General features: G+C 74.0%; 12 protein-coding genes. 6 read left to right on the forward strand and 6 right to left on the reverse strand.

Annotated features, from left to right (window positions below; all coding sequences use genetic code 11):
* Positions 1-5 precede the first annotated feature (5 nt).
* The 4 genes from FH609_RS12190 to FH609_RS12205 form a co-directional block, all read right to left on the reverse strand.
* Positions 6-695, reverse strand: a complete 690-nt coding sequence (locus FH609_RS12190; RefSeq protein WP_139667159.1) for a response regulator — start codon at positions 693-695, stop codon at positions 6-8.
* Positions 696-707: 12 nt separating this feature from the next.
* On the reverse strand, positions 708-1,961 hold the full coding sequence (locus FH609_RS12195; RefSeq protein WP_139667158.1) for a sensor histidine kinase: 1,254 nt from the start codon (positions 1,959-1,961) through the stop codon (positions 708-710).
* Positions 1,962-2,109: 148 nt separating this feature from the next.
* Positions 2,110-2,907 (reverse strand): ABC transporter permease, encoded by a 798-nt coding sequence (locus tag FH609_RS12200; protein WP_139667157.1) that lies wholly within the window; start codon positions 2,905-2,907, stop codon positions 2,110-2,112.
* A 116-nt stretch (positions 2,908-3,023) separates the two neighbouring features.
* Positions 3,024-3,956, reverse strand: a complete 933-nt coding sequence (locus tag FH609_RS12205) for an ABC transporter ATP-binding protein (RefSeq protein WP_139667370.1) — start codon at positions 3,954-3,956, stop codon at positions 3,024-3,026.
* 304 nt (positions 3,957-4,260) lie between these two features.
* Between FH609_RS12205 and FH609_RS12210 the strand changes: the two genes are divergently transcribed.
* Complete coding sequence (locus tag FH609_RS12210) at positions 4,261-5,718, forward strand: putative T7SS-secreted protein (RefSeq protein WP_139667156.1); 1,458 nt, start codon at positions 4,261-4,263, stop codon at positions 5,716-5,718.
* On the forward strand, positions 5,715-6,233 hold the full coding sequence (locus FH609_RS12215) for a hypothetical protein (RefSeq protein WP_139667155.1): 519 nt from the start codon (positions 5,715-5,717) through the stop codon (positions 6,231-6,233). Before FH609_RS12210 ends, FH609_RS12215 begins: the two co-directional genes overlap by 4 nt.
* A gap of 12 nt (positions 6,234-6,245) precedes the next feature.
* Here FH609_RS12215 and FH609_RS12220 read toward each other — a convergent pair whose 3' ends face one another.
* A complete protein-coding gene (locus FH609_RS12220) occupies positions 6,246-9,275 on the reverse strand; it encodes an AfsR/SARP family transcriptional regulator (RefSeq protein ID WP_139667154.1) in 3,030 nt (1,009 codons plus the stop codon).
* A gap of 460 nt (positions 9,276-9,735) precedes the next feature.
* On the opposite strand from FH609_RS12220, the gene FH609_RS12225 reads away from it, so the two are divergent.
* Positions 9,736-11,274: an MDR family MFS transporter gene (locus FH609_RS12225; RefSeq protein WP_139667153.1), complete on the forward strand. Its 1,539-nt coding sequence runs from the start codon at positions 9,736-9,738 to the stop codon at positions 11,272-11,274.
* Positions 11,275-11,424: 150 nt separating this feature from the next.
* Here the strand turns inward: FH609_RS12225 and FH609_RS12230 are convergent, their stop codons facing one another.
* Entirely contained in the window at positions 11,425-12,132 is a 708-nt protein-coding gene (locus FH609_RS12230) for a FadR/GntR family transcriptional regulator (RefSeq protein WP_139667152.1), read from the reverse strand.
* Between the two features lie 322 nt (positions 12,133-12,454).
* Here FH609_RS12230 and FH609_RS12235 point away from each other — a divergent pair, with 322 nt between their 5' ends.
* Genes FH609_RS12235 through FH609_RS12245 form a run of 3 tightly spaced genes read left to right on the forward strand, consistent with a single transcriptional unit; the run spans position 12,455 to position 17,144 of the window.
* Entirely contained in the window at positions 12,455-14,080 is a 1,626-nt protein-coding gene (locus FH609_RS12235; protein ID WP_226961611.1) for an ABC transporter substrate-binding protein, read from the forward strand.
* Entirely contained in the window at positions 14,077-15,036 is a 960-nt protein-coding gene (locus tag FH609_RS12240) for an ABC transporter permease (protein ID WP_139667151.1), read from the forward strand. The genes FH609_RS12235 and FH609_RS12240 overlap by 4 nt, the downstream gene beginning before the upstream one ends.
* Positions 15,033-17,144, forward strand: a complete 2,112-nt coding sequence (locus tag FH609_RS12245; protein WP_139667150.1) for a dipeptide/oligopeptide/nickel ABC transporter permease/ATP-binding protein — start codon at positions 15,033-15,035, stop codon at positions 17,142-17,144. Before FH609_RS12240 ends, FH609_RS12245 begins: the two co-directional genes overlap by 4 nt.
* Position 17,145: the final 1 nt, after the last annotated feature.

Genomic DNA, 17,145 nt, shown 5'->3' on the forward strand with positions numbered 1-17,145 from the left:
CTGGCTCAGGTCGGGCCGGGGCCGCCCAGGATGCCGCGCTCGTAGGCCCGCGCCACCGCCTCGGCGCGGTCGTTCACGCCCAACTTGGCGTAGACATGCGTCAGATGCGTCTTGACCGTGGCCTCGCTGACGAAGAGTTCCCTGGCGATCTCCCGGTTGGACGTGCCGCGCGCGACCAGCGCCAGCACCTCGCGTTCCCGCGCCGAGAGCGGCCCGCCCGCCGGCGAACGGACGGCCGAGACCAGCCGGGAGGCGACGGCGGGGGAGAGGACCGTGCGGCCGTCCGCCGCCGCCCGCACCGCCGTGAACAGCTCCTCGCGCGGCGCGTCCTTCAACAGATAGCCGGTGGCGCCCGCCTCGATGGCGGGCAGCGTGTCGGTGTCGGTGTCCCAGGTGGTGAGCACCAGCACCCGGGCGCGGGCGCCGCGCCTGGCCAGCTCGGCGATGGCGGCAACGCCGCCGCCGCCCGGCATCCGCAGATCCATCAGCACCACGTCCGGGTCGAGTTCGACGGCCAGCGCGACCGCCTCCACCCCGTTGGCCGCCTCACCGACCACCGTGAACCCGGGCGCCGAGTCGAACATCCCGCGCAGCCCGTCCCGCACCACCGGATGGTCGTCGACGACCAGCAGCGAGATCACCGGCCCCGGGGCGTCGGCGCCGGCGTCGGCGGCGTCGGGCGTCTCGTCGTTCATCGCGCACCGGCCTCATCGTTCATGGCCCACCAACGGTACGCGAGCCGAGACCGCCGTCCCGCCGCCCGGCTCGGACTCCACGGTCAGCGCGCCCGCGATGCGCTCCGCGCGGGCCCGCATCCCGTCCAGGCCGAACCCGGTGGTGGCGGTGCGCTCCGCCGGCTCGGACGGGTCGAAGCCCCGCCCGTCGTCGCGCACGTCCAGGGTGACCTCGCCGTCCATGAAGCTGAGGGTCACGCCGAGCCGGGAGGCGTCCGCGTGCTTGGCCGCGTTGGCCAGCGCCTCCTGGGCGATGCGCAGCAGCGTCGCCGAGACCTCCCCGTGCAGCCGCTGCGCCGCGCCCGTGACCACGAACTCCGCCCGCACCCCGGTCCGTTCGCCCCACTCGGCGACCGTCTTCCGCAGCGCCTGCGGCAGCCCGTCGTGGGCCAGCCCCACGGGCGCGAGGTCGCGCACCGAACGCCGCGCCTCGCCCAGGCTGTGGCGGGCCAGCCGGGCGGCCCGGTCCAGATGCTCGTGCGCCGAGGCCGGGTCGGGCAGCTCGGCGACGGCCCGGAGCTGGGCGATGATCCCGGTCAGCCCCTGCGCGATGGTGTCGTGGATCTCGGCGGCCAGCCGCCTGCGCTCGTCCGCGATCCCCGCCTCCCGCGCCTGGACGAGGAGTTGGGCGTGCAGGGCGGCGTTCTCGGCCAGGGCCTGCTGGAGCGCCGCGTTGGTGCGCTCCAGCTCGGCGATGGTGGCCGCCTGGACGCGGGACCGCTTCTCCTCGTGCTCGGCGAAGTGGACGATGATCGTCAGCATCGCGTTGTTGGCGACCAGCAGCCCGGCGAACGCCAGCCAGGTCGCCGCCGAGCCGAACGGCATCCCGCCGGCCTGCGAGCCAGCCACGGGAACGGAGCAGGCCACCATCCCGAGCCGCCACCAGCGGCGGGGCAGCAGCTCGGCGGCGTCGAAGTAGCCGGCGGCGGCGTAGAAGGCGAAGAACGGGTTGAGCCAGGTGAGGGCGAAGCCCAACGCCCAGCGCGCGGCGAAGTAGCCGACCGTGGCGGCGCTCGGCTCCGGGTGGGCGGCGATCGCGCGAGCCCGCCACACCTGGAGGACGACCGCCGCGACGACCAGCCCGGCGGCGGCGACCCGTTCGCCCGTGCCGGGCGTCAGTTCGCCGGCGACCAGCACCAGCGGCAGCGCGATGGCCAGCAGCCCGCAGGGATGCCACCGCAGGTACAGCGCGCGGCGCCGCTCCATCTCCGCTCCGGCCGCCGTCATCCCCCCAGTCTGCCCGCCCGGTTCGTCCCATTCCACGGCGGGTCGTGCCACGGCGGACCGTTCCGTGGCGGGTCGTGCCACGGCGGACCGTTCCACGACCGCCGCCCGTTCCCACGACGGCCGGCGGGGGCCGATTCCCACGGCGGACCTACTCCCAGCGGAACCAGCGGACCGCCGCCGCCGTCAGCACCGCCGTCCACGCCGCCGTCACGCCCAGGTGCGACCAGGCGGGCCAGTCGCCGACCGCCGCCTGGTCGAGAGCGCGGGCGGCGGCGCCGAACGGGGTCGCCTCGACGACCCGGGCCATCACGTCCGGCATCGTCCGCACGGGCAGCCACAGGCCGGTGCAGAACAGCATCGGGAAGAACACCACGGTCCCGATCGCGCTGGCGTTCCGCGCCGTGCGGGCCCAGGCCGAGATCAGCGCGCCCAGCGAGAGCGAGGCGGCGAGGGCGAGCAGCAGCACCAGGAGGTAGGCGGGGAACTGGCGCGGCAGCGCCACGTCGAACACCACCCGGCCCAGCGTCACCGACAGCAGTGCCGACACCAGGCCGGCGACGCCGTTGAGCACCATCTGCGCGGAGAGCAGCGCGGCGGGGCGGACGGGCGTCGTCGACATCCGGCGCAGGATGCCGCGTTCGCGGTAGCCGGTGATCACCGGCGGCATGGCCTGCGCGCCGACGACGATCAGGCCGATCAGCACGGTCACCGGCACATAGATGTCGATGGGGCGCAGGCCGTCGAGGTCGTCGCTGACCTCGCGGAACATCGGGATGCAGCCCAGGATCGCCAGCAGCAGCGGCGGGAAGGCCAACACCCAGAACAGGCTGCCCGGCTCGCGCAGATACAGCCGCGCCTCGGCCCGCAGCACGGCGGTGCGGGCGGCGCGTCGGGCGGTGGCGGGGGCGGTGGGTGCGGTGGTGGCGGACGTCGGGGATGCGTTCATCTCGGGGCTCCGGGTGGGGCGTCGATGCGGGCGTGGCGTGGCGTGGCGTGGTGCGGCGGCGGTCCGGCCGGGCCTCGGGCCGTGCCGGTGACGGCGCGCCGGTCAGGGCGTGCCGGTCAGGGCGTGCCGGTCAGGTCCAGGAACGCGTCGTCCAACGTCGCGTCGCTGACCCGGAGTTGGTGCGCCGTGATGCGACGCCTGGCCAGCAGCGAGATCACCGCGTTGACCGTCTCGTCCGTCCCGCCGAGGACGATCCGCTCGCCCCGCCGCTCGACGGAGGCCAGCGCCGGCAGCGCGGACAGCTCCTCGTCGTCCAGCGGCACCGACGGCGTGAACGAGATCACCGTCGAACGCGCCAGCCGCGCGATCAGCCCGCGCGGCGTGTCCAGCGCGGTGACCCGGCCGTTGTCGATCAACGCGATCCGGTCGCAGAGCCGCTGCGCCTCCTCCATGAAGTGCGTGACCAGGAGGACGGTGACGCCGCCCGCGCGGACGTCCTCGATCAACTCCCAGGTGTCGCGGCGGGCGCGCGGGTCCAGGCCGGTGGTCAGCTCGTCCAGGACGACGACGCGCGGGTTGCCGATCAGCGCGAGCGCGATGAACAGCCGCTGCTTCTGCCCGCCGGAGAGCCGGCCGAAGCGGGTCGTCAACCGGCCGGTCAGGCCGAGTCGTTCGGCCAACGGGCGCCAGTCCAGCGGGTGCGGATAGAGCGCGGAGTACAGCTCAAGGGCCTCCCGCACGGTGAGCTTGGCCTGGAGTTCGCTCTCCTGGAGCTGCGCGCCGAGGACCCGCGTCACCTCGTCGTGGTCGGCGACGGGGTCCAGCCCCGCGACCCGCACCCGGCCCCCGTCGGGGACGCGCAGCCCCTCCACACACTCGACGGTGGTGGTCTTCCCGGCCCCGTTCGGGCCGAGGATGCCGAAGATCTCCCCCTCCTCGACGGCGAACGAGATGCCGTCCACGACATTTCGTCCCGCGTAGGACTTGCGCAGTTCACTCACTTCGACGACGGCCCCACGAACCGTCGCACTCCCGCTGGCCAAGGTCATGCCCCGACCCTCCCGCACCGCCGTGACCTGCGACATCGCCCAACGGGATCGACCTGCCATCAACCGATCGGCTGATGCCCGCCCGCGACCGCCTCGCCTGAACGAGTGGGCACGGTGCTTCCGCGGCAGCGTTCGGTGAACCATGCCGTCTTGTTGCTGGGCCCTTGTCACGGGAAATACGCCTGGGCAGGACATGGAGGTTGAGATGGAAAGGATGGCGGTCGAAGGCGCCATTGCTCACGCCGTTCGTCGAACGCTACCGTCGTTCCGCATCGATGCTGGCCCATGGTGGGGAGGACTTGGCGTGGCTCGATCGACTGACTGGAGCCCGGTGGATATGGAAAGGGACCCGACGCCGGGCGACCCGGAACTGATCCGAACACTCGCAGAAGAACTCACAATCTTCGCCGACGATGTGGGGGAGGCGAGCGGGAAAGTGCGAAACCTGGCGGAAGAGCGGGCGGTTGTGGAATGGGCGGGCCGTTCTGCGGATTCCTTCCGCGCCGAATTCGGGACCGTTCCTGAAGATCTCTCCCTGCTGGGGGCATCCTATGAACTGGTCGCGCGTGCCCTGGCCGGATACTGGCCACGGCTGGAGACCGCGCAGGGCATGGCCGATCGGGCACTGGACCGAGCGATCGCCGCCCAGGCCGCACTCGCCACGGCCCGGGCCGAGTTGGCTTCCTCACGGGACTGGGCGACGCGGGCGGGTGCCGAGACCGAGCGATTACGGGAACGGCGCGACGCGGAGTGCCCGCCGTCGCAGGCGGAGTTGGATGCGTCCGATCGGGCGGTGGCGGCAGCACAGGCAGCCTGCGCAGTGGCACAGAACCGCGTGGACAGTGCGGAGGTCGAGCTGACGTCGGCCAGACTGCTGGCGCGGGAGGCGCTGGAACTGCGGCGGGAGGCGGCCCGGGTCTGCGCCGGTGAGATCGAGGACGCCGCCTACAGCGGTCTCCGTACCCGGACCTGGCTGGAGGGGGCCGTCCGGCGCGGCTCGTCACTCGCACCCCTGATCGGGCGGTCTGCCAACGATGGCCCGGCTCGGCCGGTCAACGGCGATCTGGGCGACGAGGGGACTGGCGAAGAGTCTCCACCCAATGAGGAGGAGAACGACACCGGGGGCATGGAGGGAGACGGTTCCTGGCCCCGTGAATCCGCCTTCCTGCGGCAGCACGAGGAAACAATAGAACAGGCGGCGGAGGAGTATGGCGTTGACAAGGTCACACTCACCGCCCTCCTGATCAAGGAGGGGTCGGGGCGCGCGTGGTGGGCGAATCGCGTTCTCGGGCCCGGATTCCTCTTTCTGCCGTTCGAGGCGAACGGCCCCTACCTGGGGAGAAACCAGACGGTGGGGATCGCGCAGATGCGGCCCGACGTCGCCCAACGTCTGTTGAGGGACAACTACGGAGCCGAGGTTTCCGAGCGGGATGCCCGCATTCTCCTCACGATGGATGACGAATGGGCCATTCGTCTTGCCGCAGCGGAGTTGAGTCATCTCAAGGAGGAACTCGCGATAACCGACAGGCAGGCTTATGTCGCCTACGCGGGGGGAGCCGGGGAGGATGTCACCCGGGCCTGGCTTGACGGCGCCCCCCGAGAGAGAGCACCGCTGATGTACGAGCGGGAGGACGGCGCGGCCAGGCACCACGAACTCGCCGAGGAGTACTGGGAGTGGGCGGAGACCGAGGAATTCGCTGCGGGTGAGGGCGGCGCCGACGGTGGAGGGACGACCGGGGACGAGGGGGGATCAGGCGGGTGACCGTGCGGGTGGGGCGGAGCGTGGCGGTGGGGATGGCCGTCGGCGTCGGGGTGCTGGTGGTCGGCTTCGCGGCGTTTGTCGTCCTGTACGTGTGGGCGACCGACGGGCCGACGCCGGTCTCCGGGGAGGCGCGGGAGGAAGTGGTCGGCCTGGCCGAGGTGGTGTACTCCGTCGAGACGTCCAACGCTACCGGCGCCGACGGCTACGAGATCGCCTTCCTGGTGCTCGACCCGCCCGGCGAGGGGCTCGGGAGCCCCGGGGCCGAGGAGGCGGAACGGACTCGGCTGGCCGGGCTCGGCTGGGAGTTCGCCCCCGATCCTCCTTCGGCCGACGACGGTTGGCCGGTGTGGGCGTTCACCCCCCGGCACAACGCCTCGGTCGAACTCCAGCCGCTGCCGGAGTTCCTGGCGTCCGGGAGCAGCGTGCTCCCCGAGGACGAGTTCCGGGACATCGAGGAGCGGTTCGCCGGGCGGGACGACCTGGTCGTGGCCCGGTTGCAGCCGCACCGACCCTGAGGGCGGCCCCGCTCAGTCACCGTCCGGCGCCGGCCCGTCCAGCGCGGCCAGCCGCTCCCTGGCCTCGGCCGCCTCGGGGAGGCCGGCGGCGGCGTAGCCGGTCAGGGCCTCGCGCCAGTGGGCGCGGGCCGCCGGCCGGTCGCCGACGCCGGCGTGCGCGGCGGCCGCCGCCGCGTGGGAGTGCGCCAGCGCGATCCGCTCGCCCGCCTCGCCGGCCAGGGCCAGCGCTTCGCGGTGCAGCGGCAGCGCCCGCTCCGGCGCGCCGGCGCCGGTGTGGCCGCGCCCCAGCGCGTTGAGCGTCTCGACGGTCAACTCCGGCTCGCCCACGGCCCGCGCGATCGCCAGGGCCCGCCCGTGCAGCGCGAACGCCCGTTCCGTCTCGCCGCGCAGCCGGTGCAGCGTGCCCAGCTTGACCAGGCAGTGCGCCTCGATCTGGCGGTAGCCGGACGCTCTGGCCAGGGCCAGCCCGCGCCGGGCGTGGGTGAACGCCGCCTCCTCGTGCCCCAGCCGGGTGCGCACATCGGCCAGCACGCAGTGCGTGTTGGCCTCGACGGCGCGGTCGCCGTGCGGCGCGCGGAGTTCCAGCACCCGCTCCAGGTGCGCCCGCGCCTCGTCGAGCCGCCCCAGGGTGCGCAGCGTCCGGCCGAGGTTGACCAGCACCGCGCAGTGCGCCCGCCAGTTGGCGCGCGCGCCGTCCAGCGCCTCCTCGAACTGGCCCAGCGCGCCGGTCAGATCGCCCCGGCGCAGGCTGACGCCGCCCAGGCCGCCCAGCACCAGCGCGGCCAGCGCCGGTTCGCCGGCGGCGCGGTAGGCGGCCAGCGCCTGTTGGAAGTGGTCGGTGACCCGCGTGAGGTCGCCGCCGGCGAGGTTCATCGTGGTGCCCAGCGCGCGGCGGGCGTTGGCCTCGGCCAGCCGGTCGCCGGCGGCGGTCGCCGCGTCGAGGGCGCGGCCGTGCAGGGCGAGCGCCTCGTCGAAGTAGCCGCCCACCCGGAGATAGAGGTGCAGCGTCTCGGACGCGGCGATCGCGAACGCCGGCTCGGCATCTCGGGTGAGCGCCAGCAGGTTGGCGCGCTCGGCGTGCAGCCAGCGCAGCGCCGCGTCGTGGTCGGCGAACGTGACCGGCGGCCCCGGCGGCGGCGGTGCCTTCGGGCGCGGCGCGTAGTCGTGGGGCGCGAACACGTCCATCGCGGTGGCGGCGCCATGCAGCAGGTGGCGGCGCAGCCGGCCCAGCGCGGCGGCGCGTTCGGCGGCCGGCTCGGTGGCGGCGGCGCGCTCGGCGGCGTACTCCCGCAGCAGGTCGTGGAGCCGGTACCGGCCCTCGCCGGTCTCGTCCACCAGATGCGCCCGCCGCAGCGCGGCCAGGCACGCGCGGGCCCGGGACGGCGGGAGTCCGGCCAGGGCGGCGACGCCCTCGGCGTCGAGGTCGGGGCCCGGGTGCGGGCCGAGCAGCCGGAAGACCCGGGCCGTGGCGGGGTCGAGCCGCCGGTAGGACCAGGAGAACACGGGCCGCATCGCGGTGTGCGGGTCGCCGTCGAGGTCCAGCAGGTCCAACGCCCCCTGTTCGCGGCCGAGTTCCTCGGTCAGCTCGGCGACGGTGAGGGCGGGGCGCGACCTGATCAGCTCGGCGGCGACCCGCAGCGCCAGCGGCAGCCGCGCGCACCGGTCCACCAGCGCGCCGGTCGCCGCCGGCTCGTCCGCGACCCGCTCCCCGAGCAGCTCCCGCAGCAGCCGCCCGGCGTCCGCCGCCGGCAGCCGCTCCAGCCGCACCCGTTCCACAACCTGCCCGGCGGCCTCCCCAGCGCCACCCTCCGCGCCCAGCCCCTCCAGGGCGTCGCGGCTGGTCACCACCGTGAGGCAGGTCGAGCCGCCGGGCAGCAGCGGCCGCACCTGCTCGGCGGCGTGCGCGTTGTCCAGCACGATCAGCATCCGCCGCCCGGCGACCAGGGAACGGAAGCGGGCCGCGCGCTCGGCGATGCCCCCCGGCGCCACCGCGCCCTCGGGGCCGAGCGCGCGCAGGAAACCGGCCAACGCGTCCTGGGCCGCGACGGGTTGGCCGGGGCCGTAGCCGCGCAGGTCGACATAGAGCTGGCCGTCGGGGAACCGCGCCCGGCTGCGGTGCGCCCAGCGCACCGCCAGCGCCGTCTTCCCGACGCCCGCCGTGCCGGTGACCGTGGCGACGGCCCCCGGCGACCGCGCCAGCAGGGCGTCCAGCCGCGCCAGTTCCCCCTCGCGGCCCACGAAGTCCCGCACGTTCAGCGGCAGTTGCGCGGGCACCACGGGAGGCGGGCCGGCCGGCGCCGCCGGTTCCGGCGTCGGCCGGGCGCCGGCGAGCACCGCCCGCTCCAACTCCCGCAGCTCGGGGCCGGGTTCGAGCCCCAGCTCGCCGGCCAGGGCCTCCCGCGCCGCGCGGTAGGCGGCCAGCGCCTCCGCCGGCCGCCCCGCCCGCCACAGCGCGGTCATCAGCAGCACATGCAGCCGCTCCCGCAGCGGGTGCGCGCGCACCACAGGCGCCAGCTCGGCGGCCGCCGCCGTGTGGCGGCCGAGCGCCAACTCGGCCGCGTACAGCGCCTCCAGCGCGTCGACCCGGCGGGCCGCCAGCCGGTGGGCCCAGCCATCCAGGGCCGGCAGGTCCAGGCCGGCGAACGGCGCCCCCCGCCACAGCGCCAGCGCGGCGCGCAGCGCGCCCACCGCCCGCTCCGGGTCCTCGTCCGCCGCCGCGAGACCCTCGCCGACCAGGGCCTCGAACCGTTCCGCGTCCAACTCGCCGGCCGCCAGCCGCAGCCGGTAGCCGGCCGGCTCCCACGCCAGCCGGTCGTCCTCGCCGATCCGGCGGCGCAGCCGGTGCACCTGGAGCTGGAGCCGCTGCCGGCCGCGCGCGTCCGAGCCCTCGCCCCACAGCGCCTCGGCGAGCGTCTCCCACGGCACGGGCCGGCCGGAGCGCGCCAACAGCAGCGCGAGCAGGGTGCGTTCGAGGCGCCCCGACAGCCGCTCCTCGCGCCCGTCACGCCGGATGGCCACCGCGCCCAGAACCTGGAACCTCATGACCGCTGGAACCTCATGACCGTGTGAACACGCCTTCCGCCTTCCGCCTCCCGCCGCCGCCCGCCGTGCGCGGGGGCAACCAGTGTGCCGACCGCCCCGCCGCCGGCGACCGCCCGGGCGCCCCGGGCGTCGAGAACCGGCCACCGCCACGCGCCGGCACCGTGCACCACCCGGTGCGCGCGCCGGCGCGCGCACCCCGCCCCCGGCCGGCACCGTGCACGATCCCGCGTGGAGCCGCGCACGAGCGCGCACGGAGTCGCGCACGATGCTGTGCGAAAGTGTTTGACGATCGCCGACGAGGAGGACGTAAGCTGATCGGGCCGGGGGCGCTCTGTGCCGTTTCCCGGCTTTCTTCCTGCCCGGCCGCCGTCCGCGCCGGCGCGCCCGTCAGCGTAGTCAGCCCGAGCCCAGCCCGCCCAGATCCCGTCGCCCCCGTCGCTCCCGTTTGCCCGAGGACCCCATGGAACCCGTTACCCAGCCGCCCCAACCCGAGACCAGCACGGCCGACCCGGCGGCGGAGTCGATACCCCGCACCGTGGTGCTGGTCATAGGCGTGCTGCTGGCCGCCGCCTTCGTGATGATCCTCAACGAGACCGTCATGGGTGTGGCCCTGCCGCGCCTGATGGAGGACCTGGAGATCTCCGCCGCCACCGGCCAGTGGCTGACCACCGCCTTCATGCTGACCATGGCCGTGGTGATCCCCACCACGGGCCTGATCCTCAAGCGGTTCACCACCCGCGCCGTCTTCCTGGCCTCGATGACGCTGTTCACCGCCGGCACCGCGCTGGCGGCGGTGGCCCCCGGCTTCCCCGTGCTGCTCGTCGGCCGGATCGTGCAGGCCGCCGGCACCGCCGTGATGATCCCGCTGCTGATCACCACCGTGCTGATCTTCGTCCCGGTCGCCCGACGCGGCGCGATCATGGGGCTGATCTCCATCGTGATCTCCGTCGCGCCGGCCATCGGCCCGACGTTCTCCGGGCTGATCCTGTCCGAGCTGAGCTGGCGGTGGATGTTCCTCTTCGTGCTGCCGGTCGCCGTCGTGGCGCTGGTCGTCGGCTCGTTGAAGATCAGCAACATCACCACCCCGAGCGAGGTCCGCTTCGACCTGGTGTCGATCGCGCTGTCGGCCGTCGCCTTCGGCGGGCTGGTCTACGGGCTGAGCAGCATCGGCGAGGCGGCCGAGGGCGACACCCCGCTGCCGCCCGCGCTGCCGATCGCGGTCGGCGCCCTGGCGCTGCTCGCGTTCAGTCTCCGCCAGGTGCACCTCCAGCGGCAGGACGGCGACCGGCAGCCGCTGCTGGACCTGCGCCCGTTCCGCAACCGCGCGTTCACCGTCGGCCTGGTGATGCTGCTGGTCTCCATGGGCGCCCTGTTCGGCACGCTGATCCTGCTGCCGATCTTCCTTCAGAACGTGCAGGATCTGAGCACCCTGGAGACCGGTCTGGTCCTGTTGCCCGGCGGCCTGGTCATGGGCCTGATCGCCCCGCTCTCCGGGCGGCTCTACGACCGGCTGGGGCCGCGCCCGCTGGTGGTGCCGGGCGCGTTTGTCGTCGCCGCCGCGCTGGCCGCGATGCAGCTGCTGGAGACCGACAGCCCCACCGGGCTGGCCATCGCCGTGCACATGGTGCTCAGCGCCGGGCTCGGGCTGCTGATGACCCCGCTGATGACCTCCTCGCTCGGCTCGCTCCCCGCCGACCTGTACTCGCACGGCAGCGCCATCCTCAACACGCTGCAACAGCTGGCCGGCGCCGCCGGCACGGCGCTGTTCATCACGGTGATGACGCGCAGCGCGACGTCGGCGGTCGAGGGCGGCACCGAGCCGATCGCGGCCCAGGCGTCCGGCATCCACGACGCGTTCCTGTGCGGCGCCGTGCTGGCGCTGGTCGCGGCGGGGCTGTCGTTCCTCATCCGCCGACCGCAGGCGCCGGCCGCCGCCCCGGAGGCGGGCGGCGGAACCGAGCAGGACGCCGACGAGGCGGTGCCGGCACCGCTGCACTGACCCGGCGAAGCGACAACGGAACGCCCAACCCGCCGGGCGCGCGCGACCGTTCGCGCGCGCCCGGCCGCACGTCCGGGCGCCCTGCCGGCGTTCCGCGCCCCTGGCCGCGCCCGCGCCGCACCCCTGGCCGCCCCCCGCTTCCGGGGCCCGTCACTCCCGTTCGCCCTCCGCGCTGCGCCGCAGCACCTGCCGGATGCCGGCGAAGTGGTCGCGCATCGCGGTCACCGCGCGCGCCGTGTCGCCCGCCTCCAGCGCGGCGAGGATGTCCTGGTGCCGCTCGCGAGTGACCCGCGCGTCCTGCCGCTCCTCCCGCAGGTCCTCGCGGACCCGGTGGAACGCGGCCCAGAACGCGTCCAGCACCTCGCTCAACAGGTGGTTCCCCAGCGAGCGGTAGAGCGCCAGATGGAACGCGCGGTCCGTCTCGGCGCTGATCCGCCCCGTCTCGTCCGCCTCCCGCTCCATCGTGGCGACCAGCTCGCGCAGCCGCCCCAGGTCCTCCTCGGGGATGTCGCCCGCCACGCTGCCGATCAGGCCGGCCTCCAACGCCTCGCGCACCTCCAGCAGTTCGGCCAGGCTGGCCTCGCCCCTGCGGTGCCGGACGGCGGCCCGGAAGACCATCCCGTCCACGAACGAATCCAGGCTGAGGCTGCCCACATACGTTCCGAACCCGTGCCTGATATCGACGATGTTGACCGCCTGGAGCGCCTTGAGCGCCTCCCGCACCGAGTTGCGGCTCACCTCGAAGAGGCTCATCAACTCGCTCTCGGTGGGCAGCGGGTCGCCGGGCGCCAGGCGGCGGGTGAGGATCAGCTCCCTGATCTGGCCCTGCACCTCGTCGGACATCATGCGGCGGGCCATCAAGCCCCTCCTTAGCTCGCGGTCCCGCCCACCGATCCCGGTGACGGCCCGATGATCACCTGCTCTTGACCTGGAGTTCACATTCTGCCACCGGGGTCCTCGGGAGATCGGACATGGGACGTCCAGACCCTTGACCCCCGCGCCCACCCGATTCTAGGTTTCCTAGGACGTACAACGTAGGACGTCCGGCGGCAACGGCCGGGAGTCCTGCGGAACATGGCGGAAACCTCCGCTTCCGAGCCGCGCTGGAGGCACAGTGACTTCTTCTTCCGGTGGTCTCTCCGGTGGTCTCTCCGGTCGCCCGTCCGGGCGTCCCCCCGGCATCACTCCGGGCCAACCGCCCCTGGACCGGCGCTCGTTCCTCCGCCTGAGCGGCGCGCTCGGCGCGGCCGGCGCGCTCACCGCGAGCCTCGGCGCCTGCACGGGCCCGCCGTCCACCATCGGCACCGGCGGCGGGTCAGGCGCCGCGCTCGACACCCTCACCGCCGTCATCGGCTACGGCAACGACCAGAGTTGGGACCCGACGCAGACCGCCTCGGCGTTCTCCATGGCGGCCAACCACCACATCTACGAGGGCCTGCTCGACACCGACCCGATCACCCGGGCCCCCTACCCCGCGCTGGCCACCGCCCTGCCGGCCGACCTCACCGCCACCACCTGGACGTTCACCCTGCGGGACGGCGCCACCTGGCACGACGGAGAGCCGGTGACCGTCGAGGACGTGCTGTTCACCTTCGACCGGGTGCTCGACCCCGAGGTCAACACCCTGGCCAGGTCGTTCTTCGCCAGCTGGCTCGCGGGCGTGCGGGCCGTCGACGAGCGGACCGTCGAGCTGGACTTCCACTTCCCGTTCCCCGACGCCGCGCCCCGGCTGACCATAGCCAAGATCATGCCGCGCCACGTCTTCGGCGAGGAGGGCGCCTGGGACCGCGCCACCGGCGGCCTCGCCGTCGGCTCCGGCCCCTACCGGCAGACCGCCCACCACCCCAAGTCCAACACCACCTTCGAGGCGTTCGAGGACTACAACGGCCCCCGCCACCCCGCGTTCCGCGCCATGAACTGGCGCTCGGTGGTGGAGGCCGCGCCCCGCGTCGCCGCGATCTCGGGCAACAGTGCCGAGGCGCAGATCGCCGAGAACATCCCCTACGCCAACGTGGCCCAACTCCGCGAAGGCGGCCTCCAGGTGGAGGGCGGCGCCGGGATGAACCACCTGTTCCTGATGTTCAACACGGAGAACCCGCCGTTCGACGACATCCGCGTCCGCCAGGCGCTGCTGTACGCCATCGACACCGAGCAGCTGATCGAGGTCGGCCTCAAGGGCTACGGCCGGGCGGCCACCTCGTTCCTCGACGAGAACAACCCGGCGCACCGCCCAGCCGCCACCGTCTACCGCCACGACCCGGACCGGGCCCGCCAACTGCTCGACGAGGCCGGCGTCACCGACCTCAGCATCAACCTGATGGCCGTGAACGTGAGTTGGGCCGTCGACTGCCTGCCCACCATCAAGGAGTCCTGGGACGCCATCGGCGTGCCCACCACGCTGGAGCCGCAGGAGACCTCGGCGCTCTTCACCAAGATGGACCAGGACCGCGCCTACCAGGCCGTCGCCGCCGTCTCCAACCCCAACCAGTTCGGCCTCGACGCCGACCTCATCCTCCGCTACAACTACACGCGCGGCGGCCTGTGGATGAGCTACACCGGCTGGGAGGGCAGCGAGGCGGCCGACGAACTGTTCGCGCTGATGGACCGCGCCACCGAGGAGTCAGAGCCGGAGGCCCGCCTCCAACTCACCCACCAGGCCCTCGACCTGGTCGCCGAGCAGGCCGTGCTCTACCCGGTGGTCCACAACGAGCTGCTCACCGCCTGGAACCCCCGCGCCATCACGGGCGTCCGCGCCCAGCCCTACCCGGGGATCAACGTGCTCCAGACCGGGGCGGTCGTCTCGTGACCGTCGTGCTGCGGATGGTGGCCCGCCGGGTGCTGCTGCTGGTGCCGCTGCTGCTGGGCATCATCCTCTTCGTCTTCCTGGTCATGCGGTTCTCCGACATGGACCCGGCCTCCGCCTACTTCCAGGGCACCAACCCGACCCAGGAGCAACTCCACGACTTCCGCGAGGAGAACGGGCTGCTCGACCCGCTGCCCGTGCGCTACCTCGACTTCGTGGGCGACCTGGTCACCGGCGACATGGGCATCAGCGTGCTGACCCGCGCCCCGGTCTGGGACCAGGTGACCACCGCGCTGCCGCTCACCCTCCAACTCACCTTCCTCGGGCTGGGGATCGCGGTCGCCCTGGCGCTGCCGCTGGGCGTGCTGGCCGCCGTGTACCGCGACCGGCTGGCCGACCAGCTGATCCGGGTGGTCTCCCTGGTCGGCGTCGCGGCGCCCGCGTTCTGGCTGGCGCTGCTGATGATCCAGTACCTCGCCGTGGACCGGGGCTGGTACCCGACCGGCGGCTACATCAACCCGCAGGACTCGTTCAGCGGCTGGCTCAACTCCCTGACGCTGCCGGCCCTCGCGCTCTCCCTCCCGGTCGCCGCGCAGCTGACCCGCGTGGTGCGCACCGCGATGGTCGAGGAGCTGGACCGGGACTACGTCCGCACGGCGGTCGGCAGCGGCCTGCCGCCAGTGGTCGTGGTCGGCCGCAACGTGCTGCGGAACGCGCTGATCAACCCGCTCACCGTGCTCGGCCTGCGGGTCGGCTACCTGCTGGGCGGGGCCGTCGTCATCGAGACCATCTTCGCCCTGCCCGGCATGGGCAAGCTGATGATCGACGCGGTGCGCAACGGCGACCCGGCCGTGGTGCAGGGCGTGGTGCTCACCACGGCGGTCGGCTTCGTCCTGGTCAACCTGGTCATCGACATCCTGTACCTGCTGGTCAACCCCCGGCTGAGGAGCGCCACATGACGCGAAGCGAGACAGCGGGAGCGAGCCGGCTGACCGGCCCCCTCACCCGCGCGCTGCGCGGCCCCGCCCGGCTGCCGGTGCTCTCCCGGGTGGCGCTGGGCCTGTTGCTGCTGGTGGTGCTGGCCGCGCTGCTGGCGCCCTGGCTGGCCCCGCACGACCCCTACGCCCAGTCGGGCAGCGTCGACGGCCCGTCCGGCGAGCACTGGATGGGGCAGGACAGCCTCGGGCGCGACATCCTCAGCAGGCTGCTGCACGGCGCCCGTTGGTCGCTGGCCATCGGCCTGGGCGCCACCCTGCTGGCGCTGGTCGTCGGCGCGCTCATCGGCGCGGTCGCCGCGACCTCGCGCCGCGCGGTGGACGAGACGCTGATGCGCAGCCTCGACGTCGTGATGGCCTTCCCCGGCGTGGCGCTGGCCGCCGTGCTGATCTCCGTCTTCGGCGGCGGCGTCACGGTCCTGGTGTGCGCGATCGCGTTCCTCTACACCCCGCCGATCGCCCGGGTGGTGCGCGCCAACGTGCTGGCCCAGTACGGCGAGGACTATGTGACGGCGGAACGGGTCATCGGCGCGCGCACCCCGTTCATCCTGGTGCGCCATGTCGCGGTCAACTGCGCCGCGCCCGTGCTGGTGTTCGCCACGGTGATGGTGGCCGACGCCATCGTCTTCGAGGCGTCGCTCTCCTTCGTGGGCGCCGGCGTGCGCCCGCCGGAGCCGTCCTGGGGCAGCGTGATCGCGGACGGCAAGAACCTGGTGCTGCTGGGCGGCTGGTGGGCCACGGTCTTCCCCGGCCTGCTGATGCTGCTCACCGTGCTGGCGCTGAACATCCTGGCCGAGGGCGCCTCCGACTCCTGGGCCGCGCCCCGCCCGCACCGCGACCTGCCCCCGGAAGTCCGTGAGACCGCCGACCTGCCGGCCGGCGCCCTGCCCGGCCCTCGGCCGGCCGAGCGCGCGGACGCGGAACCCGTCGACGACGCCCGGCCCGTCGACGATGGCGAGCCCGCCGCGCGGCCCGCCCCCGTTCCGCTGCCGCTGCCCGGGCTGGAACGGGCCGGCGCCCGGCTGCGCGCGCTGGCCAGGCCGCCGGTGACCGCCGAACCGGTGCTGAGCGTGCGGGAGTTGACCGTCCGCTTCCCCGAACGGCACCGGGGCGTCGAGGTGATCTCGAAGGTCAGCTTCGACGTCCGCCCCGGCGAGGTCCTCGGCCTGGTCGGCGAGTCCGGCTGCGGCAAGTCGCTGACCGCGCTCACCGTGATGGGCCTCCAGCCCCGCGAGGCCGAGATCGGCGGCAGCGTCCGCTTCGACGGGCGCGAGCTGACCGACCTCGCGCCGCGCGCCCGACGCGGCCTGCTCGGCCACCAGATGGCGATGGTCTACCAGGACGCGCTCTCCTCGCTCAATCCGGCCATGACCATCCGCGCCCAGCTGCGCCAACTCGTCCGCAGGGGCGGCCGGCGCTCCCCGGCCGAGCTGCTCCGCCTCGTCGGCCTCGACCCGGAACGCACCCTGCGCGCCTACCCGCACGAGCTGTCCGGCGGGCAGCGGCAGCGCGTGCTGATCGCCATGGCGCTCTCCCGCGAGCCCCGGCTGATCGTCGCCGACGAGCCGACCACCGCGCTCGACGTCACCATCCAGGCCCAGGTCATCGAGCTGCTGCTGCGGCTGCGCGCCGAGCTGGGCTTCGCCCTGGTGCTGGTCTCCCACGACCTGGCGCTGGTCGCCGACGTCACCGACCGGGTGGTGGTGATGTACGGCGGGCAGATCGCCGAACAGGGCGTCACCGCCGACCTGGTGGGCGCGCCCGCCCACCACTACACCCGGGGCCTGCTGGGCTCGGTGCTCTCCCTGGAGTCGGGCGCCGAGCGGATGACGCAGATCAGGGGCGTGGTGCCGACGCCGGCCGACTTCCCGCCCGGCTGCCGCTTCGCCGACCGCTGCCCGCTCGCCGACGCGGCCTGCGCCGAGCCCGTTCCGCTGCTCCCCGCGAGCGCCCCCGGCCACCTCGTCGCCTGCCACCACCCGGCACCGGCGCCCGGAAGCGAAGACCCGGCGCGTTCCGACCGCCCCGCGCCCCCCGAGGGCACCGGCACCGAGAGCGAGGCCAGCGCATGAC

It is taken from the genome of Streptomyces sp. 3MP-14, from assembly GCF_006334905.2.
Taxonomy (GTDB): Bacteria; Actinomycetota; Actinomycetes; order Streptomycetales; family Streptomycetaceae; genus Streptomyces; species Streptomyces triticirhizae.